Raw genomic sequence first — 22540 nt, 5'->3', positions numbered from 1 at the left:
GGGGTGTCATGGGGTTAGTCCAGACAAAAGATCAACCACTGTTTATAGGTGTAGATGGAGGCGGTAGTAAATGCCGAGCCACCATCTACTGCGCAGACGGTACCGTTTTAGGGACAGGTGTTGCTGGACGCGCAAATCCACTGCATGGTCTCACACAAACATTTGAATCCATTGAAGCATCGACTCGCCTGGCGTTGCTGGATGCGGGCATGAACGAGAGCGATAGTCACTTGCTTGTGGCGGGTCTTGGTCTTGCTGGCGTAAATGTCCCTAGGTTATATCAAGATGTTATCAACTGGCAGCATCCTTTTGCAGCCATGTATGTCACTACCGATTTGCATACGGCTTGTATTGGTGCCCACCGCGGGGCCGATGGCGCTGTGATCATCACGGGTACTGGCTCTTGCGGTTATGCCCATGTTGGTGATACCAGCTTGAGTATTGGTGGTTATGGTTTTGCCTTGGGCGATAAGGGCAGCGGTGCTTGGCTGGGACTAAAAGCCGCCGAACACGTGTTGTTAGTACTCGATGGCTTTGCCGTACCGACGCGATTAACTGACATGCTGTTGAGCTACTTTAACGTCACCGATGCGCTCGGCATTGTCGAAAATCTAGCCGGTAAATCATCAAGTTGCTACGCCGCATTAGCCAGAAGTGTGCTCGATTGCGCCAATGAAGGTGACGCAGTCGCGACTGCCATAGTGCAAGAAGGCGCAGATTATATTAGCGACATGGCGCGTAAGCTATTTAGCCTAAATCCGGTGCGTTTTTCGATGATCGGTGGCCTTGCAGAGCCTTTACAAGCCTGGCTCGGTGCCGATGTGGTCGCCAAAATTTCAGAAACCTTAGCACCACCCGAACTTGGTGCTATGTATTTCGCCCAACAAGAATTTAATAAGTCGTTGTCAGTGCACATAGGCACTGAAGCCAAATCCTGTATTTGAACGTGAAGGTAAAAGACATGACAAACACTATTATGGAACAAGAAGCACGCACTGCACCGCAAAAAATTGCGGGTCAATTAGAAGCTAACGCTGACATCATGCAGCAGTTAGGTGAGAAACTGCGCGCCTTCGCCCCTCGTTTTGTGATGATAGTAGGTCGCGGCTCATCGGATCATGCGGGAGTGTTCGCTAAATACTTATTTGAGATTGAAGCGGGTGTACCGACCTTCGCCGCCGCACCTTCAGTGGCGAGTGTGTATGGTAAAACCTTGAAACTCGAAGGCGCGTTAGTCATTGTGATTTCACAATCTGGCCGGAGCCCTGACATTTTGGCGCAGGCGCGTATGGCAAAAAATGCCGGTGCTTTCTGTGTTGCCTTAGTGAATGATGAAAGTGCACCGATTAAAGATATCGTCGATGTCGTTGTGCCTTTACGTGCCGGCGAAGAAAAAGCCGTTGCCGCGACTAAGAGTTACCTCGCGACGTTGTCGGCGATTTTACAACTTGCCGCCGCTTGGACTCAAAGCGAATCGCTTGCTAGCGCCGTCGCTTCTTTACCCCAAGCGCTGCAAACGGCGGTGGACGCTGAGCCACAACTCACGCCAGAATCCGTTGCCGACGTGAAGAACTTAGTCGTACTCGGCCGTGGTTTAGGTTATGCGGTATCCAAGGAAATCGCGCTTAAGCTAAAAGAAGTGTGTTCAATCCATGCCGAAGCGTTCAGTAGTGCCGAGTTCCTCCACGGCCCTGTTACTTTAGTTGAGAAAAAACTCACTATCGTCGATGTGTGTATTGGCGATGAATCTTACGCTAGCCATATTGAACAAATTGAAAACGTGAGCCAACGCGGCGCCGATTTAGTGCATCTGAATCAAACCTCGACTGACATTCACCCACGTGTGGCGCCGTTAGCGTTATTACAACGTTTCTATATCGATGTGGCTGCGGTTGCGATTGCCCGCGGTATCGATCCTGATCAACCGGCGGGCCTTAAAAAAGTGACTCAAACGCTTTAAGCTGCCTAGCTTTAAGTGGCAAAAGTTTAAGAGGTTTAGGTGCTGCGGATTAGATTTAGCGGACTTTTAGCTGCACGATTAAGCAGCTGCACGATTAAACCTGTTCAGCTAAGCTCGTGCAGCTAAGCCCTCGCAGTGAACTTAATTTAAGACTTAAGTTACTCGTGTTATTTATTGAAAGAGGTTTGCGATGAAAATCACCTTGATCGCCGAGCGTATTTTTGATGGTGAATATTTCCATCAAGATGTGCCTGTGACTGTTGAAGACGGGCACATTCTGGCGTTTGATACGGTTGTTGGCGCGAAGGAAATCCGCCAAGCCGGAACGCTGGTGCCTGGTTTTATCGATGTACAAGTGAACGGCGGCGGCGGGGCGTTATTCAATGCCAATCCGAGTGTTGATTGTATTGAGACTATCGGCCGTGCTCATGCGCGTTTTGGCACGACAGGATTTTTACCCACACTTATCACCGATGATGTCAGCGTGATGGCCAATGCGGCCGATGCCGTGGCTGAGGCTTTAGTCAAAGGTAGCGCTGGCGTTTTAGGGGTGCATTTTGAAGGGCCACATTTATCTGTACCTAAAAAAGGTGTGCATCCACAGGGCTTTATTCGCGAAATCACCGATGCTGAACTCGCCGTATTTTGTCGTCAAGATCTGGGGATTAAAGTGGTCACGCTTGCGCCTGAGAATGTGTCGCCAGAGGTGATCCGTACGCTCGTTGCTTCGGGCGTTAAGGTGTGTTTGGGTCATTCTAATGCCGACTACGATACTGTGGTTGCGGCATTAGCGGCAGGCGCTACGGGCTTTACTCATCTTTATAATGCTATGTCTCCTCTGGGCTCCCGTGAGCCTGGCATGGTTGGCGCGGCGATTGAGAGTGAAACCGCTTGGTGTGGTTTGATTGTCGATGGTCACCATGTGCATCCAGCGGCGGCAAAGGTCGCACTACGGGCAAAACCGAGGGGCAAAATGATGTTAGTCACCGATGCTATGCCGCCTGTGGGTATGGACGGTGAGACTAGCTTCGAGCTCTTCGGTACGCAAGTGCTGAGAGTCGGCGACAGATTAAATGCCGTGACCGGTGAGCTGGCGGGTTGTGTGCTCGATATGGTGACTGCGGTCAATAATACGGTGAACTTGTTAGGTTTACCTTTGGCGGAAGCCTTGAGAATGGCGGCGTTATATCCCGCACAGTTCCTCGGGATTGAGCATAAAGCTGGCCGTTTAGCACTGGGACATAGGGCTGATTTTGTTTTGCTCGATGCGCAGAACAAAGTGCAGGCAAACTACATTGCGGGACGGGCCGTCTATTCAGGACAGAGGATAGGGGCACACCCTTAAATCGCTTTCTCAGTTTAGGTGATGTGTAACAATTGGCCCTTGTCGTATTTTGATGACAGGGGCTAAGTTTTTTTATTGTACAGCACTCATTTTATTCAGTATTAGTTTTGTACCGTATTAGTTTTGCTCAACTTTTATAAAAGCTTTTAATAACAATAATAAAGGATGATGGCATGGGGACTACACACACAAATGCAATTGTGCCAGTAAAGGTGAATAAACCTAGGTTGATGTCTCTGGATGCACTGCGCGGCTTCGATATGTTTTGGATTTTGGGCGGTGAGGCCCTGTTTGGTGGCTTGCTTATTTTAACGGGCTGGGCAGGTTGGCAATGGGGCGATGAACAAATGCACCATAGCCAATGGCATGGTTTTCACTTCTACGATTTGATTTTTCCGCTGTTTATTTTCCTCTCTGGTGTGGCCTTAGGTTTATCTCCCAAACGTTTAGATAAATTACCGATGAAGGATCGATTACCTGTGTATCGGCATGGGATTAAACGACTCTTTTTATTGCTGCTACTGGGCATTTTATACAATCACGGTTGGGGTACGGGCGCGCCTGCCGATCCTGAAAAAATTCGCTATGCCAGTGTGTTAGGTCGAATCGCTTTTGCATGGTTCTTTGCCGCATTACTGGTGTGGCATACGAGCCTACGAACGCAAGTTATTGTCGCCTTAGGCATTTTGCTCGGTTATGGCGCAATGCAACTTTGGTTGCCTTTCCCCGGTGGACAGGCAGGCGTGCTTTCGCCAACGGAATCCATCAATGCCTATGTCGATTCGATTTTATTGCCCGGCGTGAGCTATCAGGGGCGCACGCCCGATCCTGAAGGTTTACTGTCGACCATCCCTGCCATAGTCAATGCGTTAGCGGGTGTGTTTGTCGGCCACTTTATTGTTAAATCCCATCCTAAAGGTGAGTGGGTCAAAGTGGGATTACTCGCCGTAGCGGGTGGTGCTTGCTTAGCCTTAGGTTGGCTGTTGGATCTTATTATTCCGGTCAATAAAGAGCTGTGGACCAGTTCATTTGTGCTAGTGACGTCGGGCTGGAGCATGATCCTGCTGGCGGCATTCTATGCCTTAGTCGATGTGCTTAAGTGGCAAAAAGTCGCATTTTTCTTTGTGGTGATAGGCTCCAACGCCATCATTATTTACCTAGCCTCGAGTTTAGTGGATTGGAAATATATCGCCCAAAGCGTGTTTGGTGGCCTAATGATGGCCTTACCTGAAAGCGCTCAAGCGTTAGCTGCGGTTATCAGCTTACTTGCGGTGCAGTGGCTGGTGTTATATTGGATGTATCGCCGCAATATTTTTGTCAGAATTTAATCTGTTCGCTTAATTGCTTGAGCCGCACGCACTTAGTGTCTGCGGCTTTTTTTTACATTATTTTCTGGATGTGAGTCATCACTTACTTATAACTTATCAGTTGGCCAATCGAGGATTACGAGGGAATATTCGCGAGAATTTATTAAATGACAGCGTTGTCTTTTTGTGTTATTTGTTTTAACATCACTGAAACAATGGTGCGTTTGGATGATAACATTAGCCATTGCGGACTAGTCGCGATACGGATATTCGGGAACTTAGGCATTAATTTAAACCCCGTTATCACCTAAATAATTAATTACTATAAGAAGCAGGTTTATGGAAATGACACTCGATAAAAGCCAGCAGAAAAGCAGCTTTCTCCCCATGGCCATAGTGGCCGCTCTCTTTTTCATCCTCGGATTCGCCACTTGGTTGAATGGTTCTTTGATGCCTTATTTGAAACAAATATTGCAACTCAATCCCTTTCAAGCGTCGTTGATCCTGTTTTCTTTCTACATTGCAGTGACCTTTACTGCCTTGCCATCCGCTTGGCTTATTCGCAAAGTTGGCTACAAGAATGGTATGGCGATAGGCATGGGCGTGATGATGTTGGCGGGCTTACTGTTTATCCCTGCTGCGGAAACACAAATATTTGCCCTATTCCTTTTCGCCCAATTAGTGATGGGCGCAGGCCAAACCCTATTACAAACTGCGGTTAACCCTTATGTGGTGCGTTTGGGGCCTGAAGAATCTGCGGCCGCCCGTGTCAGTGTGATGGGGATTTTGAATAAAGGTGCGGGTGTGATTGCGCCTTTGGTGTTTTCGGCGTTGATTTTAGACAGCTTTAAAGACCGTATTGGTACTGAGCTAACTCAAGTACAAATTGAAGAAATGGCTGACGGTTTAGTATTCCCCTATTTAGGCATGGCCATTTTTATCGGTATTTTAGCGCTCGCGGTAAAAAAATCACCTTTGCCAGAGTTGTTGAATGAAGATGAAGCTGCTGAAAATACTGATAAAGGGCAACTTAAAGCGGCATTATCTCACCCTAACTTAGCGTTTGGCGTGTTAGCGCTGTTTGTTTATGTTGCTGTAGAGGTTATTGCTGGCGATACCATTGGTACATTTGCTTTGTCTTTAGGCATAGAGTCATACGGTGTTATGACTTCCTATACTATGGTGTGTATGGTGTTGGGTTATTCTTTAGGTATCCTGTTAATTCCTCGTTTTATTTCACAGCCTAAGGCTTTGATGGTGTCGGCTATTCTGGGTTTGTTACTGACATGCGGTATTTTGTTTGGCGACAATAATTCCTACGCTATTGCTAATGTTTTGTTAGTGCCTTTTGGCGGTGTGGCGCTGCCCGATACTTTGTTGATGATTGCTTTTCTTGGTTTAGCTAATGCGATTGTTTGGCCTGCGGTGTGGCCGCTAGCTTTATCTGGTATGGGTAAATTGACCAGTACAGGTTCTGCGCTTCTCATCATGGGGATTGCAGGTGGCGCCTTTGGTCCAGTGTCTTGGGGGTTAATGAGCTCAGCGACAGATATGGGCATGCAGGGTGGTTATATTGTGATGTTGCCATGCTACTTGTTCATCCTTTTCTACGCGGTGAAAGGCCATAAAATGCGTAGTTGGTAGTCAAGTCTGTTTGAACAGCTAAAAAGAAGCCCTCGATGATGAGGGCTTTTTTGTGTCTTAGTTAATCTAACCTAAGGCGAAATTAAAATGCGTAACTTACGCTCGCAAGTACGGTATCTGAGTTTTTGAATGCGCCATCAGAGACTTTTTGGTCACCGCTGAGATCTGTGCCTAACCAAGCGAGAGAAAGCCCAAAGCCTGCCAATTCGGTCGATACACCAATGGAGTAATCTGAATAGCTATCAAAACCTTCACCATCATCTAAGGCATCACCCACGTTATAGCCGTAGTGCAGATCGAGACTCCAGTTTTCAACAAATTCGTAGGAGTAGTTTAGCTCTCCATAGTGATAATCTAAGTCAGTACCACCGTAATCATTGGTAAACCAATAGGCTAGGCGAAAGCCCTTAAATTCCATACCCGTAATCACTTCGAAATAACCTATATCACTCTCGCCTGAGTAGTTATAACGGTTAAGGGTGATGTCGTAGGTCAGATCTTCGTTGATCTCACCACCATAGGCGACATAGAAATCGTATTCGATCGCTGGGCCGTTATAACCTGGCTCATCAAAGTCCACGTTACTTGCCCAAGCCCCAACAGAGAAACCCGAATCGAAGATCCAATCGATACCACCTTGCAGGGCAGGATCGCCAGCGGTTTGTGATACGCCGCGAAAACGATAGTCGTTAGTAAGACTAATTTCCCCAGTCACTTCGGCGGCGACCATGCCGGAGAATAGGGTCGTGGTTAGCGCGAGTCCGACAAGCTGTACCAGCCGTTTTTTTTTCAGATTATTATGCACGGTATTTCTCCCATTTTCTTTGTTGACTCGGACGTGTTACTGGCGACCATGGTTATTCAATCGCGCCAGTGCATCCGTTGGTTTGCCAAACAACAGCCTAGGAAAACCCGTTGCTGTGACCTCATGGCGAGTTATTGCTAAGAGAACTTAGCTTTTTTTGAGGCTAACATCAGCCTCGTTGATCTCACTTTTGTTCGAAAATGACGTAAACCTTGCGGCAGGGCTCCACGACTTCCCAAGTGCCTTGAAAACCCGCGGGTATGATAAACCTGTCACCCACAGTGAAAGTCTGCGATTGACCTTGAAGATCGGTGATAACACTCATCCCTTCGAGGATTTCGCAGTACTCGTATTCAGTGTAGTTTATTTTCCAAGCGCCTGATTCACTTTGCCAAATTCCACTGTGAAATTGATCACAAGGGCTAGAATAATGATTCTCTAGCCCTTGAGTTGGATTGCCAGTTAACAACTTTTCCGCCGGTAACTGGTAGGTTTCGACGGGTGTTTGCACCGTAGCAAAGCGAATAATGGCGTTGATACTCACAGTCATTTGCGATTTCCTTGTTGAGCTGATATTCGGCTATTTCATCGTTGGCATCACAAACTCGGCTTGAGTCTGTTTGCCTACGGGCCAGCGGGCAGTAATAGCCTTACGTTTGGTATAAAAACGCACGCCATCGGGGCCATGCATATGCAGCGGCCCAAAGAGTGATCGCTTCCAACCGCCAAAACTGTGGAACGCCATCGGCACTGGGATCGGCACGTTCACTCCAACCATACCGACTTGTACGTGGTGGCAGAAATGTCGCGCCGCTTCACCACTTTGGGTGAAAATCGCCGTGCCATTACCAAATTCGTGTCGGTTAATCAGCTCAAGCGCCGTTGGGTAATCTTTCACGCGCACAATAGCCAGCACTGGGCCAAAGATTTCTTCGCGGTAGATGCTCATTTCAGGCGTGACATGGTCGAATAGACAGGCGCCGAGAAAATAGCCCTGCTGATGATCTTCAACACTCAGTTTACGGCCATCGACCAGCAGCGCTGCACCTTCTTGCACACCGGCTTCAACATATTGGGTGACCTTGGCAAGGTGTTGTTTTGAGATCAGCGGGCCCATTTCCATCTCCGGCGTTAGGCCGTTGCCGACTTTTAAGGTTTGGATTTGCGGTAGCAGTTTTTCCACTAACGCGTCGCCCACATCGCCTACCGCGAGTACGACTGAAATTGCCATACAACGCTCGCCAGCACTGCCATAAGCTGCGCCTATTAAGGCGCTCACGGCTTGATCTAAATCCGCATCTGGCATGAGTAACATATGGTTTTTCGCGCCGCCTAAGGCTTGCACGCGTTTGCCATGTTTAGAGGCTGTGCTGTAGATGTATTCGGCAATCGGAGTTGAGCCTACAAAGCTCACCGCTTGCACATCTTTATGGGTGAGTAAGGTATCGACGGCTTCTTTGTCGCCGTTAATCACGTTAAACACGCCATCGGGAAGACCCGCTTCTTTAAGCAGCTCGGCAATCCGCATCACCGAGCTTGGGTCTTTTTCTGAAGGTTTCATAATAAAGGTGTTACCGCAGGCAATCGCGATTGGGAACATCCACATGGGAACCATCACGGGGAAGTTAAAGGGCGCTATGCCTGCGACAACACCTAAAGCTTGATTAACTGACCAAGAATCGACGCCGCCACCCACTTGCTGGGTGTGTTCACCTTTAAGCAAGTGCGGAATACCACAGGCAAATTCGACCACTTCGAGACCTCGGATCAACTCGCCCTTAGCATCGTCTATCACTTTGCCGTGCTCGCGGGTGATAAGCTGCGCCATTTCATCTAGGTTCTGCTCAACTAAGGCTTTGAATTTAAAAAGCACTCGAGCACGGTTGAGCGGCGTGACTTGCGACCAGGTTTCAAAGGCATTTTTTGCGATTGCGATGGCTTCGCCGACTTCGGTTTCGCTTGCCAGTGAGACTTGGCCACGTAGCTCACCCGTAGCGGGTTCAAAAATATCTTGGGTTCTTATACTGGCAGGGGTGTGCTGACCATTAACAAAATGAGTGATCTTGAGCATAGTTAACCTTTGAAGTTCCCCGCCGCAGCGGGGTGTTAAATGTGAGAGTGGAACGAACCGCTGGTGCTATTATCCAACGGCGTTAATGGCATCGCTTAGGCTATTAACCATTTGGTCAATCTCGCGTTTATCGACAATCAGTGGCGGTGACATGGCAATGATGTCGCCCGTGGCTCGCACTAAAGTGCCGTGGCGGAAGCAGTGTTCAAACACGCCGTAACCCCGTTTACCCGCGCCTTGAGCGTTAGGGGAGAATTGAATCCCCGCCACTAAGCCTGTGTTGCGGATATCAATCACATTCGGCAACCCTTTGAGGCTGTGCACGGCGTCTTCAAAGTAGCGCTCAAGCTCAAAACTACGTTCGAATAATTGCTCATTCTCATAAATCGATAGTGTGGCAAGTGCGGCGGCGGCTGCGACTGGATGACCTGAATAGGTGTAACCGTGGAAAAACTCAATCAGTTCTGTGGGGCCTTGCATGCAAGTGTCGTGGATAAAATCTTGCACAAACACTGCGCCCATAGGGATGGCGCCGTTATTGATGGCTTTAGCAGTGGTGATCATGTCTGGAATAACGCCCCAACGTTGACTCGCAAAAGCGGCGCCAACGCGGCCAAAAGCGGTAATGACTTCGTCAAAAATCAGTAGGATGCCGTGCTTTTTAGTGATTTCACGCAGACGTTTTAAGTAACCTTGTGGCGGCAATATCACCCCTGCTGAGCCTGACATTGGTTCAACGATCACGGCGGCAATATTCTCGGCGCCATGCAGGGTCACTAGTTGTTCTAATACTTCGGCTTTTTCAGCGCCAAAGTGCGAGAGTCCACGGGTAAATGCCGCATTTTGGATATCTAAGGTGTGCGGTAAGTGATCGACGCCTTGCAATAATTGGCCGCTAAATGCTTTGCGGTTATTGCTTAATCCACCCACAGAGATGCCGCCAAAGCCGACACCGTGGTAACCCATTTCGCGCCCGATAAAGCGGGTGCGTGAGGCTTGACCATTGGCTCTGTGATAGCAAAGTGCCATCTTAAGCGCAGTATCGACGGACTCAGAACCTGAGTTAGTAAAGAAGACTTTGTTCAATCCCTCAGGACTGAGCTCGACTAACCGCTCGGCAAGTTCAAAGGCGATAGGATGACCCATTTGGAAGGAGGGCGCGTAGTCCATCTCTTTAATTTGTTTGCTGACCGCTTCGCTGATTTCTTTGCGACCATGGCCTGCGTTACAACACCATAAACCGGCGGTGGCATCTAATACCTTATTACCATCAATATCCGTGTAATACATGCCTTCCGCTTTGGTGAGTAATCGCGGGTTGGTTTTGAATTGGCGGTTGGCGGTAAAAGGCATCCAGAAATGTTCAAGTGAGGGTGCGCTTGAGGAATTGAGCGGCAAATCGGCCATAGTGTCTACCTTGTCCTGTATTTTCAGGTCTTGTTTTAGGGTGGCTAATATTTGCTATGCTATGTTAGAAATAATGAACATGGAAGAGCCGTGTGCAGTTATTTGTGGCAAAAAAGCTATTTTTGTAAAAAATATTGAATTTTATTGCTTAAACAGCGTAACCTGAAGCTCGGATTATGACTGTGATGATGTTTAGCATTTGCGTTAAAGTCGTCACAGACCACTATTTTCTTGTCGATGAACGATAAACCACACCTATACGAATTATTAAGAGGTCATCATGAGCACACCGAAGAAACGTAGCGAATGGGAAAGTCTGGCTGCCAGCCTGTCTATTAATGGTAAGGCGTTTATCAATGGCGAATACCAAGATGCCGTTTCGGGTAACACCTTTGATTGTATTAGTCCTATTGATGGTCGCTTGTTGGTAAAAGTGGCGAGTTGCGATCTTGCAGATGCTAATCTTGCGGTTGCTAATGGCCGCAGTGTATTCGAGTCTGGTGTTTGGTCGCAGCAATCTCCGGTAAAGCGCAAACAAGTGATGATACGTTTCGCCGAGTTACTGGAAGAAAATGCCAATGAACTCGCGCTGTTAGAAACCCTCGACATGGGTAAACCAATTCGTTTCTCCAAGGCTGTGGATGTGGCGGGGGCTGCCCGTGCGATTCGCTGGTCTGGCGAAGCGATTGATAAAATTTACGATGAACTCGCGCCAACGGCTCACAATGAAATTGGCATGATCACCCGTGAGCCTGTGGGGGTTGTGGCCGCGATTGTTCCGTGGAACTTCCCAATGCTGATGGCGTGTTGGAAGCTCGGGCCCGCGCTGGCCACGGGTAATAGTGTAGTGTTAAAACCCTCTGAAAAATCACCCTTAACGGCTATCCGCATGGCGCAACTCGCCATTGAAGCTGGGATCCCACAAGGCGTATTAAACGTGTTGCCAGGATTTGGTCATACCGTAGGTAAAGCCTTAGCGTTGCATATGGATGTGGATACGTTGGTGTTCACAGGTTCCACCAAAATTGCTAAACAATTAATGATTTACGCTGGTGAGTCGAACATGAAACGCGTGTGGTTAGAGGCGGGAGGCAAGAGCCCCAATATCGTCTTTAATGACGCGCCAGATCTGAAAGCTGCCGCTGTTGCTGCGGCCGAAGCCATTGCCTTCAATCAAGGTGAAGTTTGTACCGCAGGTTCGCGTTTGCTGGTGGAATCTGGGGTGAAAGATGAGCTTATCGCGCTTATTGCTGAGGAGTTAGCATCATGGCATCCGGGGCATCCACTCGATCCCGCCACTGTAAGCGGCGCCGTTGTCGATAAACAACAGTTAGACACAGTACTCAGTTACATCAAAGCGGGTAAAGACGAAGGTGCGACCTTAGTCCACGGTGGCTGCCAAGTTATGGCCGACACGGGCGGTGTATATGTGCAGCCAACAGTATTTTCTAACGTAAACAACCAAATGAAAATTGCCAGCGAAGAAATCTTTGGCCCTGTGTTATCTGTTATTGAATTTAATGGCATGGAAGAGGCGATATCGATAGCCAACGATACTATTTACGGTTTAGCCGCTGGCGTGTGGACATCGGATATCAGCAAGGCCCATAAAACCGCTAAAGCCCTGCGCTCTGGCATGGTGTGGATCAACCATTATGATGGCGGCGATATGACAGCGCCATTCGGTGGCTATAAACAGTCAGGTAATGGCCGAGATAAATCTCTGCACTCCTTCGACAAATACACAGAATTGAAAGCGACTTGGATCGTGCTATAACCGCTCTTTTTTTGTCTATATAAGAGAAGGAGCCGCTTTCGCTCAATACTAAAACCTCTTTTCATATTACATGGAAAGAGGTTTTTTATTTTTTGTAGCTCAAGGCGTCCCCATTTTTCTAAGCCATATTTCACTTGTAAAATCTGCATCTGTTACCGTAAATAAAATGTTACCGTCTTGATTCGTAATGTTGTTGCTCATTTATACCCGATAGAATATTGACTTTAAACACTCCCATTAATATCTCAATTTACTTCCATTCTTATCTGCTTCATAAATATCGTAAGTTATCGCTTATAAATTTGTGGCTTTCAAACATTACCATTAATGAATTTAGTCATAGTGTAGTGGCATAGTGTGAAAAGTGTTGTAAGTTATTTGTGATATTATAGGGTGCTTAGAGTATTGAATAAGAAGGCAAGTATGCACAATGTAGAAGAGTTTGGGGCAATTGTCAGTAAAGCTCTAGATAGTTACAAATCCGATTTTATGGAACTTGTTAGGGAATATGCGATTTCTTGTAAAAATCAAGGTGAGGCATATTGCGATTTTTTTGTCGACATCGCCTCTATGATGAATGGCGCATGGCTTTTAACTGCAGTATGTGAATTTGAGTATGTTTATGAATTTAAAGCCTTTAATTGGTATTGGTTATTGAATGTTGATATAGACAATATGCCAGAAGATGATTTGTTCTCCCTACAAAATAAGCTATATGAAATCGGTTATATTTGGTTGGTGGAGCAATTAATTTCCTCTAAAAAAGAAATAAAATGTATCGAAATTAGGTTGTTTCATAATGGCAGCAATGAATACCAATCTTTGGCATAATTAGCTTCTAACAGAGCTAAACGACATCAGTCACTGGGCTCATTGGATAGAATTTTTTGTGTGTGGTTATGTCATACCGTTGGTAGTATTTACCTCTAGGGCAAGTATGAAGAACTTTATTAGCAAAGATCTAGATATTGAAGAGTTTAAAAAAGATTCGATAACATCAGAGAAAGTTTTATAAATTCTCTAAAAACAGCAAGTAAAGGTTATCGAAATGTAAGGTTCTTCGCTTGTGATGAAAGTGGAGTCCCCATTAAATGGGTATGGGATGATGAAACGTTCACACATAACTGGGAAGAGGGCACTCTTGAAGACGCTATTCAGTTTGCCCGTCACATGATAAATAGTGGAATGTATTTTGCGTTTATGGGTTGTTTGTCTGGTTCCTGTGATCTTGATATTTGGCTGACCACTTTTGAAAACCCCATAAAGAAACCTACATGGCCAAGTGGTAAAGAACCCAAATTTGAGATTATCCATGAAGTGTTAACTCGTTAGGGCTTTGTTTACCGATCTAAATTAGGAAACAAAGCCTCGTTATGACTGCATATTTTATCTCAAAGTAAGAGCATTCACCTGTAAATACGTGATTTTAGCGCGCAACTGCTGTAGCCTCGTGGAAATTTATTGTTTCTTATTTTGATCTTTTAGGATGCAGGTCTTGAGCTTTGCCATCTAAGGTTGTTCGTTAATTTCCCAGTGATTTTTTGCTGAGCCAATCACTCGTCAGCAAAGCGTTCACTCATTAGAGAGGGTGTCATGTGAATGCACTTCAAAACCCAATTAGGCAGTTCAATGTCGTCAAACTAGCTGTACTGGCATTACTAAGCTTTTTGGCCGGTTGTTCTTCAATGCAGACGGGTGAGAATGGAAACTGGGTGGGATTCACGGAAGCTGGTCAGGCTTCATTTTATGGGGATAAACATCAGAATAAGCAGACGGCCAGCGGTGAACTTTACAAACATAAATTAAAGACAGCAGCGCATAAAAAGTTACCCTTTGGCTCGAGTGTTAAGGTCACCAATGTCGATAATGGCAAAAGTGTGATTGTGAAAATTAATGATAGAGGGCCTTTCGTGCGTGGCCGCATTATTGATCTGTCTAAATCGGCGTTCAGTAGCATAGGCAACACTTCCTCTGGTTTGATTGACGTGAAAATAGAAGTGATTAAGTAGCGGCTATTTTGAAAACGGCTATCTTGAACACGGCCATATCGAAAAGGTCGTTTTGAAAGCTGCATCTTAAAAATGAGCAGTTTGAAAGCACTCTCTTCAAAACACGGCTTCGACGTAATCTAATGATTGAATGCACTAATAATTGAGCACATAAAATTGAGTCGACGCTTTTAAATAAAATCTCAAAGCAGACAATTTGTTAAGCCGATATTTGGGCTTTACGGCATTTGGTGAGAGACTAGCGGCAGACTTGGATAACAGTAAAAGGACCCGCTATGGAATACCCACTTGTTAGTACGCAGTGGCTCGAAGCACACCTCACCGATCCCCATTTAGTCTTGCTCGATGCCAGTATGGAAACCGTTATTGGTAAAGAACCCTTAGTTTACGATGAGCCTATTTGCATTCCGCGCTCACGTCGATTCGACTTGGAAAATGTGTTTTGCGATAAGACTTCAACCCAAATTCATGCCTTGCCGACGTTTGAGCAATTCAGCCAAGGGATAGCTCAACTTGGGATTGAGGTCGACAGTGTTATCGTTATCTATGATAACCAAGGCATTTATTCATCTCCACGGGCGTGGTGGACCTTTAAAGTCATGGGCTTTAATCGAGTCTATGTACTTGATGGTGGCTTGCCTCAGTGGATTGAAGAAGACCGCATTACCTCATCGCGTTATCAAGCCGAAGGCGTCGATTATGGCCCGACGGATATTGATACTTTTGCGGATGTGCTGCAATACCACCCCGAGCGGGTGATGGATGCTGAGGCCGTGTTATCACGTATTGAAGATGCCGGAACGGCGATTGTCGATGCCCGTGGTGCGCCACGCTTTTTAGGGAAAGTGAGTGAGCCGCGTCCCGGTGTGCGCTCTGGGCATATTCCTTGCTCGGTTAATTTACCCTTCGCTCAAGTGCTCGATGGTAATAAAATCAAAACGGTCAGTGAGCTACAGTCTATTTATCAAGGGCTAGCAGCGGATAAATCCACAAGGATATTCAGCTGTGGTTCTGGGATTACGGCGTGTATTTTGATCTTAGCTTCGGTTGCAGCGGGGCATAAAAATCCTATCCTCTATGACGGTTCATGGGCGGATTGGGGCAGCCGTAACGATCTGCCGATAGAGTGTTAATTGAGTATCACCATTGAAATTAGTGCTGTAGATTAATTAAGTTAGCGTGGTTTTTGTTGAACATCATGTGACTTTTACGTCGTTTGGCGAAATGCCAAGGAGAAACCTTTGATAGCGAGATTGATCGATAAGTTGGTATTTGGATTTATTTTAGTGATTGCCTTACAGTTACCACAACTGGCTGATCATTATCAGCAATTTTTATCAGGCCTTTATGAATCGACTCGATGGCAGGTAGAAGGTTACGAGGCAACGGCTAAGGAATATCATTACGCCGATGTTGATGCCATGATTGCCAGCCACCAGCAAAATGAGGAGCCAAGTGTGCGTGCCGACGCTGAGCAAAAGGTACAGACACTGGCGCTTTATAAAGCGTTAACACAGGGCGTGGCGATCTTTAATACGGGCAATTTGTTTGAGAAAACTGCCTATATGTTTAACCCTGTTCGCTTTGATTATCTTGAGAAAACCATCAGTAACTTTAAGCCAGGGATACCTTTAACTTCTAGTGGTATTGGCTTTGGCGTCTTGGTGGCTTTAGTCGTGCATTATCTTGGGTCTATCCCTTTTATCCTGTGGGCAAGGCGTAACAAGCGACTTAAAACAAGTCCTTAAATCTGTGATACAGCATGCCTGCAGCGAGTATAGGTGAGCGGAATGTTGGGCCGCCGGGGAAGGTGATGTGTTTGATTTTAGCGAACACATCGAAATGTCCCGCCTGTTGGCAAATAGCCTCGGCAAGCAGTTTTGCCGCCATGTGAGTGGCATTCACGCCGTGTCCCGCATAGGCTTGGGCGTAAAAAATATTATTTGCATCGGGAAGGCGACCAATTTGTGGCATACGGTTAGCACCGATACCTATCATACCGCCCCATTCATAATCGATACGCACGCCTTTTAACTGCGGGAAAACTTTCTCAAGATTCGGTCTCAGTGCCGCTTCAATATCTTTCGGATCTTTACCCGAATAGGTACAAAGGCCGCCAAACAGCAAACGACGATCTGCCGATAAGTGAAAGTAATCTAGGGCAATTCGCATATCTGCGAAGGCCATGTTTTGCGGGATAATACTCGCGCATTGGGCCTCAGTTAAGGGCTCTGTTGCCAATAAATAACTGCCTGCAGGTAATACTTTCCCCCCTACAAAGCTATTAAGTTTGTGGCCGATATAGGCATTGCCCGCCAGCACTAAGTATTGGCATGTGACTTCGCCCTTAGCAGTAATGACCTTAGGTTTGGCGCCTTGAATGATTTTTTCAGCAGCGCTGTACTCAAACAACTTAGCGCCGAGATTACGGGCGACGCGTGCCTCACCCAGAGCAAGATTCAGCGGGTGTAAATGGCCGCTGCCCATATCTACCAGCGCACCTTGATAAAAATCTGAGCCTATGACTTCACCTAATTGTGGCTTAGTTAACAGCTTGATTTCTTGCTGATAACCCATGGCCTTGAGTGCGCTAAATTCTTCTTCAAGCTCATCCATGTGACGAGGTTTTACCGCTAAGTCGCAATAACCCATTTGCAGATCACAGTCGATACTGTGTTCTTGTATGCGATTTCGCACAATTTCGACGGCTTCAAAGCCCATCTGTTGAATTGCTTGAACACCTTCAGTGCCTATTTCACTTTGAAATTGTGCAGGGTCATGGCCTATGCCGCGAATGAGTTCGCCGCCATTACGTCCCGATGCGCCCCAGCCAATTCGCCTCGCTTCTAACAGCACGACACTCATACCACGCTGCGCGAGTTCTATGGCGGTATTGATACCGCTAAAGCCGCCGCCCACGATACAGACATCGGCATTGATATTGCCTTCGAGTTGTGGGTGAGCGTAAATTTCTTTAGCAGTATCAACATAATAAGAGTGTGGATACTGTTCACTGTGCACTGGAGGTTTGCTTGCCATTATGGCTCCCAAAAATTGTTTTTATTGTAAATTGGACTTGTCTCAGTATACTCATCACACTTTTAACATGACGCAAAAAAGTGTTCGTTTTATTTAACACGCTTTTTATGTAGAATACAATGAAAGCAGTAAAACACGCGCTTTTTGGGCGAAAATGCGTTCTGGATGGTGTTTATCCTGAACAACCTGTTCGTCATCTATCGGGATTGACCCGAGCCTTTAGGGGGATGTGAAATTTGGATATTGGAGCCAGCCTCAAAACTGTTCGAAAAATGAAAGGCTTATCTCAACGAGAATTAGCCAAACGTGCTGGTGTGACTAACAGTACGATTTCAATGATCGAGAAAAACAGTGTTAGCCCGTCAGTCAGCTCTTTAAAAAAAGTGCTGTCGGGTATCCCGATGTCTTTAGTGGACTTTTTCTCCATTGAAGCCTCAACGGATAGTGAGCAAAAGGTCGTCTATCGATCCAATGAATTACTGAATATCGGTACTGGGCCACTTGAATTTAAACTGATTGGCCGTGATTACCCGAACCGTGCAATGTCAGTGATGAATGAGATTTACCCACCCGGTTCAGATACGGGTGAAGAGATGCTAAAGCACGAAGGTGAAGAGGCCGCTATGGTGATAGAAGGTAAATTCGAACTCACTGTTGGGGATGAAGTGTATATTTTGGAAGCGGGTGACAGTTATTATTTTAACAGTGAATTACCCCATAGATTCCGCAATCCCTTCGATGAACCTTGTCGCCTTGTGAGTGCGACTACGCCTGCAAACTTCTAATTAAGTCATTAACTTACCCTATTATTCAACATATTAGGCCACTTATTAGCTAAAAGTGAGTGGCGTAATACTGTTATTCAACATTCCTGCGTATTTACCTACTTTCTAACCCTGTCATATTGGTTATGTATCCTCTTCTTTGTGTAAATAATATTGGTTCAAATTTGGTTCGAATACGGTTTAATTTACCCTGTAAAAAGTGAGCTTTATGCTGGTGTAACCGCTGGTTTATATACATGAATTAGCGTGAAATGGGAAAAATATACATTTAACTACATGTTATTTATGCTTATTAAGAATAAGTGGATTAAATAACCTTTAACAAGTGTTTAACCTCTTGCCTAGTGCTAAATTTCGGTGTACTGTGTGAAAAAATGAACATTTAAAGGCAAAGTGTTCGTTATGCTAGTAAAATCAATTCTAAAGGTGAGATATGTCAGCCGATTTACCCCTCATAGGTGTTATTGCATGCAATCAACAATTGGGATCACACCCCTTTAATATTGTTGGTGAAAAATACCTTTTAGGCGTAGTTAATGGCGCGAAAGGCTGGCCGTTAGTGATCCCATCTTTAGGTGGCGATTTACCGATAGACGCTATTTTAGATCGTCTTGACGGTATTTTGTTTACTGGCTCTCCTTCTAATGTAGAACCCCATCTTTATGCAGGCCAGCCGAGTGAGCTTGGTACACACCATGATCCTAAACGTGACGCGACAACTTTGCCGCTGATCCACGCTGCTATTGCTGCTGGGGTACCTGTATTAGGTATTTGTCGCGGTTTTCAAGAAATGAATGTGGCTTTTGGTGGCAGTTTGCATCAGAAGCTCCATGAGGTGGGTGGCTTTATTGAACATCGAGAAGATAAAACCACACCCTTAGATGTGCAGTATGGGGCTTCTCACAGTATTACTGTTGAGCCCGGGGGGCTTATTTACGAGGCCTGGGGCCGTAACTCTGCAGAGATTAACTCTGTACATACTCAAGGCGTGGAGCGCCTGGGTGTTGGGTTGCGGCCAGAAGCTTATGCTCCAGATGGGTTAGTGGAGGCTTTCTCCGTAATTGGTACTAAAGAATTTGCCCTCGGTGTGCAATGGCATCCAGAGTGGAAGGTGAGCGAGAATCCGTTTTACCTCTCCATTTTCAATGCCTTCGGTGATGCATGCCGACGTAGGGCTACAACTCGAGTGAAATAATAATGAATAAGCTAATCGCTTTTTTAAAAGAACGAAAAATCACAGAAGTCGAATGTGTTATCAGTGATATGACTGGCATCGCCCGCGGCAAGATTGCTCCAGTCGATAAGTTTCTTGATGAAAAAGGCATGCGTTTGCCCGAAAGTGTGTTGTTGCAAACTGTGACCGGTGATTTTGTCGACGAAGAGATTTATTACAGTTTGCTCGATCCCGCCGACATCGATTTTGTTTGTGTACCCGATGAAAATGCTGTCTTTATGTTGCCTTGGACCATCGAAGCCACGGCACAGGTTATCCACGATTGCTACGACAGAATGGGTAATCCGATTGAGCTGTCACCACGTAACGTGTTGAAAAAAGTCTTGTCTCTCTATGACGAACAGGGCTGGGAACCTGTTATCGCTCCCGAAATGGAGTTCTATTTGACTCGTCGTAGTGACGACCACGATTTACCCTTAAAGCCTCCAATTGGTCGTTCAGGTCGCCCCGAAGCGGGTCGCCAGTCATTCTCTATTGATGCTGCCAACGAATACGATCCTATGTTTGAAGACATGTACGATTGGTGTGAGCTTCAAGGTTTAGATATCGATACTTTAATCCATGAAGATGGTCCCGCACAGATGGAGATTAACTTCAGTCATGGCAACGCATTATCTTTAGCTGATCAAGTGTTTATCTTTAAGCGCACTTTACGGGAAGCCGCGCTGAAGCACGATGTTTGCGCCACTTTTATGGCAAAACCCGTGACGGATGAGCCTGGCAGTGCGATGCATATTCATCAAAGCGTGATCAATAAAGAGACGGGCAAGAATATTTTCACCAATGAAGATGGGACTAAGAGCAAGCTATTCTTGGGATATATTGCAGGCCTACAAAAATTCATTCCTGAGTTGCTGCCACTGATGGCGCCAAATGCGAACTCGTTTCGTCGTTTCCTCCCCGGCACTTCGGCACCTGTAAACTTAGAATGGGGCGATGAAAACCGTACCTGTGGTTTACGCATTCCAGAATCTTCACCACAAAACCGTCGCATTGAAAACCGCATTCCCGGCGCCGATGCTAACTGTTATTTGGCGATTGCCGCGAGCTTGTTGTGTGGCTATATCGGCATGGTTGAGTCGCTAAAACCTTCGACTCCTGTGCAAGGTAAAGCCAATGAAAGTCGTAGCAATAATACCCATTGTTTACCACTGACATTAGAGGAAGCATTAGCGGCGATGGAAGAAAGTGATGCCTGTAAGCAATATTTAGGCGAATCCTTCACCACTGGATTTGTGGCGGTAAAACAGGCTGAACTTGAAAACTTCCGCCGTGTTGTCAGCTCATGGGAACGTGAATTCCTATTACTCACTGTGTAATGTTTTGGATTGATTGCACTGACCGTGTTGCCGCGTTAACCCAAGGAATAAGGGGTTAACGTTGGCCATAATGATACTGATGTGTGCACTGTTTTAGTGAGGTTGCACTTAACTGGTGCAACTCGCTTGTTAAATAATATGATGGTTTTTAATGGCTTGTCCGTTAAAGTGATTATTCAATTCCATTGCTTGTCTGCAAGGGAAGTAAAATAGGCTTAACAATTTTAGGTTGTTCGCTTGCTAGCGTTACTAACTAATTGTTATTCATTTTTAAAATGTGTTTATCTAAGTGTTTTTTTGCGATTGCTTAGGGACTTGAGGCATTTGCCTTAATGTTGCAAAATGTACAAGCAGTGTCATATCTAGTCTATTTTTTTGAGTGTTAATGCAATACCGATGCCTCGAAAATTTGGCACGAAACCTGATACTTAACAAATTGCAGCAAGATATAAAGTAGGCATGGTTATCATGCCGTAGAGACTGCCGATGCGGTTTTTAAGGTGTAGCATTGGTCGAAAATAACAACAATATCCGGGCAGCCCGGTGACACAATGTCAGAATTTGCTTAAGCAGTTCTGCTACCCGAGAAAGGAGAAAGCATGAAGCTATTTAATAAGATGACCACATTAGCGCTGGTGACTGCGAGCGTATTTGCGAGCGCAGTGGCCCAAGCGGAAGAAGTGGTTCGCGTGTATAACTGGTCAGATTATATCGCGGAAGATACCTTAGAAAACTTCAAGAAAGAAACGAGCATTAGGGTAATTTACGATGTATTTGATAGTAATGAAGTGCTTGAGGCTAAATTACTGTCTGGTCGTAGTGGCTACGATATCGTTGTACCTTCTAACCACTTTCTCGCTAAGCAAATCAAAGCGGGTGCTTTCAAACCTTTAGACCGCGCTAAGTTACCTAATTTTAAAAATTTAAATCCAGCCCTGATGAAGTTGCTTGAAAAAGCCGATCCGGGTAACCAATATGCCGTGCCTTATTTATGGGGAACCAATGGCATTGGTTACAACATAGATAAAGTGAAAGCCGCTGTGGGGGAAGATGCGCCATTTAACTCAATGGAACTGATCTTCAATCCTAAATACGCTGAAAAAATTTCTAAGTGTGGCTTTGCTATGTTGGACTCTGCCGACGACATGGTGCCACAGGCGATGATTTATTTAGGCTTAGATCCTAACAGCACTAAGGCTGAAGATTATGAAAAAGCGGGTGAGTTACTGGAAAAAATTCGTCCTTATGTGACGTATTTCCATTCTTCACGTTATATTTCTGACTTAGCAAACGGTGACATCTGTGTCGCTTACGGTTTCTCCGGTGACGTATTCCAAGCGAAAGCCCGTGCTGAAGAAGCAAAAAATGGCAATAAGATTGGCTACTCCATTCCAAAAGAAGGTGCCAATCTGTGGTTCGATATGTTAGCTATCCCTGCTGATTCAACGAACGTCGATAATGCACTCACGCTGATTAACTATTTTCTGCGTCCAGAAGTCATAGCGCCTATCTCTAACTATGTGGCCTATGCTAACCCGAACGATCCCGCTCAACCTCTGGTTGATGAGGCTATCCGTACCGATCCTGCGATCTATCCACCACAAGAAGTGTTAGACAAACTTTATATCGGTGAAATTCGTCCTTTGAAAATTCAGCGCGTATTAACTCGTGTTTGGACCAAAGTGAAGTCAGGACAATAGTCGATAGGGGGCAAGCCTAGCTTGCCCCCAGCTTGGCAAACTTCTATGTCCAATCCTATGCATAGTTAATCCACGTATAGGATTTGACACAGTTTGTTTAACCACTTTTCATTCATTAATCGTGTTGAACCTAGAGTT

Annotated in this window: 19 protein-coding genes; 14 read left to right on the top strand and 5 right to left on the bottom strand. The window is 45.9% G+C overall.

Annotated elements, in window-relative coordinates:
* Positions 1-8 precede the first annotated feature (8 nt).
* The 5 genes from nagK (at position 9) to nagP (ending at position 6256) form a co-directional block, all read left to right on the top strand.
* Entirely contained in the window at positions 9-944 is a 936-nt protein-coding gene (nagK, locus tag HQQ92_RS14310; protein ID WP_173246232.1) for an N-acetylglucosamine kinase, read from the top strand.
* Positions 945-961: 17 nt separating this feature from the next.
* On the top strand, positions 962-1960 hold the full coding sequence (gene nagB-II, locus HQQ92_RS14305) for a glucosamine-6-phosphate deaminase NagB-II (protein WP_028760900.1): 999 nt from the start codon (positions 962-964) through the stop codon (positions 1958-1960).
* Positions 1961-2150: 190 nt separating this feature from the next.
* Positions 2151-3305, top strand: coding sequence for an N-acetylglucosamine-6-phosphate deacetylase (gene nagA, locus HQQ92_RS14300; protein WP_173246230.1), 1155 nt, complete (start codon positions 2151-2153; stop codon positions 3303-3305).
* Positions 3306-3478: 173 nt separating this feature from the next.
* Positions 3479-4633, top strand: a complete 1155-nt coding sequence (gene nagX / locus HQQ92_RS14295) for a transmembrane glucosamine N-acetyltransferase NagX (RefSeq protein WP_173246227.1) — start codon at positions 3479-3481, stop codon at positions 4631-4633.
* Between the two features lie 324 nt (positions 4634-4957).
* A complete protein-coding gene (gene nagP / locus HQQ92_RS14290; RefSeq protein ID WP_105252977.1) occupies positions 4958-6256 on the top strand; it encodes an N-acetylglucosamine MFS transporter NagP in 1299 nt (432 codons plus the stop codon).
* Positions 6257-6338: 82 nt separating this feature from the next.
* Here the strand turns inward: nagP and HQQ92_RS14285 are convergent, their stop codons facing one another.
* The 4 genes from HQQ92_RS14285 to HQQ92_RS14270 form a co-directional block, all read right to left on the bottom strand.
* A complete protein-coding gene (locus HQQ92_RS14285; RefSeq protein ID WP_173246224.1) occupies positions 6339-7061 on the bottom strand; it encodes a TorF family putative porin in 723 nt (240 codons plus the stop codon).
* Positions 7062-7245: 184 nt separating this feature from the next.
* Complete coding sequence (locus HQQ92_RS14280) at positions 7246-7611, bottom strand: cupin domain-containing protein (protein WP_173246221.1); 366 nt, start codon at positions 7609-7611, stop codon at positions 7246-7248.
* A 30-nt stretch (positions 7612-7641) separates the two neighbouring features.
* Positions 7642-9132: a CoA-acylating methylmalonate-semialdehyde dehydrogenase gene (locus HQQ92_RS14275; RefSeq protein ID WP_173246218.1), complete on the bottom strand. Its 1491-nt coding sequence runs from the start codon at positions 9130-9132 to the stop codon at positions 7642-7644.
* 69 nt (positions 9133-9201) lie between these two features.
* Positions 9202-10539, bottom strand: coding sequence for an aspartate aminotransferase family protein (locus HQQ92_RS14270; RefSeq protein ID WP_173246214.1), 1338 nt, complete (start codon positions 10537-10539; stop codon positions 9202-9204).
* 280 nt (positions 10540-10819) lie between these two features.
* Between HQQ92_RS14270 and HQQ92_RS14265 the strand changes: the two genes are divergently transcribed.
* The 5 genes from HQQ92_RS14265 to HQQ92_RS14245 all read left to right on the top strand — a co-directional run bounded on the left by HQQ92_RS14265 (position 10820) and on the right by HQQ92_RS14245 (position 16073).
* Complete coding sequence (locus tag HQQ92_RS14265; protein WP_028760892.1) at positions 10820-12316, top strand: aldehyde dehydrogenase; 1497 nt, start codon at positions 10820-10822, stop codon at positions 12314-12316.
* Positions 12317-12739: 423 nt separating this feature from the next.
* Positions 12740-13147 carry a hypothetical protein gene (locus tag HQQ92_RS14260; RefSeq protein ID WP_173246211.1) on the top strand — a complete coding sequence of 136 codons (408 nt, stop codon included), beginning with the start codon at positions 12740-12742 and terminating at the stop codon, positions 13145-13147.
* Between the two features lie 764 nt (positions 13148-13911).
* On the top strand, positions 13912-14325 hold the full coding sequence (locus HQQ92_RS14255) for a septal ring lytic transglycosylase RlpA family protein (RefSeq protein ID WP_173246207.1): 414 nt from the start codon (positions 13912-13914) through the stop codon (positions 14323-14325).
* A 275-nt stretch (positions 14326-14600) separates the two neighbouring features.
* Positions 14601-15458: a sulfurtransferase gene (locus HQQ92_RS14250; protein ID WP_173246205.1), complete on the top strand. Its 858-nt coding sequence runs from the start codon at positions 14601-14603 to the stop codon at positions 15456-15458.
* A 108-nt stretch (positions 15459-15566) separates the two neighbouring features.
* Positions 15567-16073, top strand: coding sequence for a DUF2937 family protein (locus tag HQQ92_RS14245; RefSeq protein ID WP_105249911.1), 507 nt, complete (start codon positions 15567-15569; stop codon positions 16071-16073).
* On the opposite strand, the gene HQQ92_RS14240 is transcribed toward HQQ92_RS14245, so the two are convergent.
* Positions 16057-17364: an FAD-binding oxidoreductase gene (locus tag HQQ92_RS14240; protein WP_173246202.1), complete on the bottom strand. Its 1308-nt coding sequence runs from the start codon at positions 17362-17364 to the stop codon at positions 16057-16059. The genes HQQ92_RS14245 and HQQ92_RS14240 overlap by 17 nt on opposite strands.
* A gap of 236 nt (positions 17365-17600) precedes the next feature.
* Between HQQ92_RS14240 and HQQ92_RS14235 the strand changes: the two genes are divergently transcribed.
* From HQQ92_RS14235 to HQQ92_RS14220, 4 genes are all read left to right on the top strand, one after another.
* The gene (locus HQQ92_RS14235) at positions 17601-18149 is read left to right on the top strand and encodes a cupin domain-containing protein (RefSeq protein ID WP_028760885.1); all 549 of its coding nucleotides are present in this window, start codon (positions 17601-17603) and stop codon (positions 18147-18149) included.
* A gap of 433 nt (positions 18150-18582) precedes the next feature.
* Positions 18583-19344 carry a gamma-glutamyl-gamma-aminobutyrate hydrolase family protein gene (locus tag HQQ92_RS14230; RefSeq protein ID WP_173246199.1) on the top strand — a complete coding sequence of 254 codons (762 nt, stop codon included), beginning with the start codon at positions 18583-18585 and terminating at the stop codon, positions 19342-19344.
* A gap of 2 nt (positions 19345-19346) precedes the next feature.
* On the top strand, positions 19347-20702 hold the full coding sequence (locus HQQ92_RS14225; RefSeq protein ID WP_105249908.1) for a glutamine synthetase family protein: 1356 nt from the start codon (positions 19347-19349) through the stop codon (positions 20700-20702).
* 599 nt (positions 20703-21301) lie between these two features.
* The gene (locus tag HQQ92_RS14220) at positions 21302-22402 is read left to right on the top strand and encodes a polyamine ABC transporter substrate-binding protein (protein WP_028760882.1); all 1101 of its coding nucleotides are present in this window, start codon (positions 21302-21304) and stop codon (positions 22400-22402) included.
* Positions 22403-22540 lie beyond the last annotated feature (138 nt).

Origin of the sequence: Shewanella sp. DC2-4 (assembly GCF_013248875.1) — a bacterium.
In the GTDB taxonomy this organism is placed as follows: Bacteria; Pseudomonadota; Gammaproteobacteria; order Enterobacterales; family Shewanellaceae; genus Shewanella; species Shewanella oncorhynchi.
Note: the sequence above shows the minus strand (reverse complement) of the source record. Positions and strands in the feature narration are given on the sequence as shown.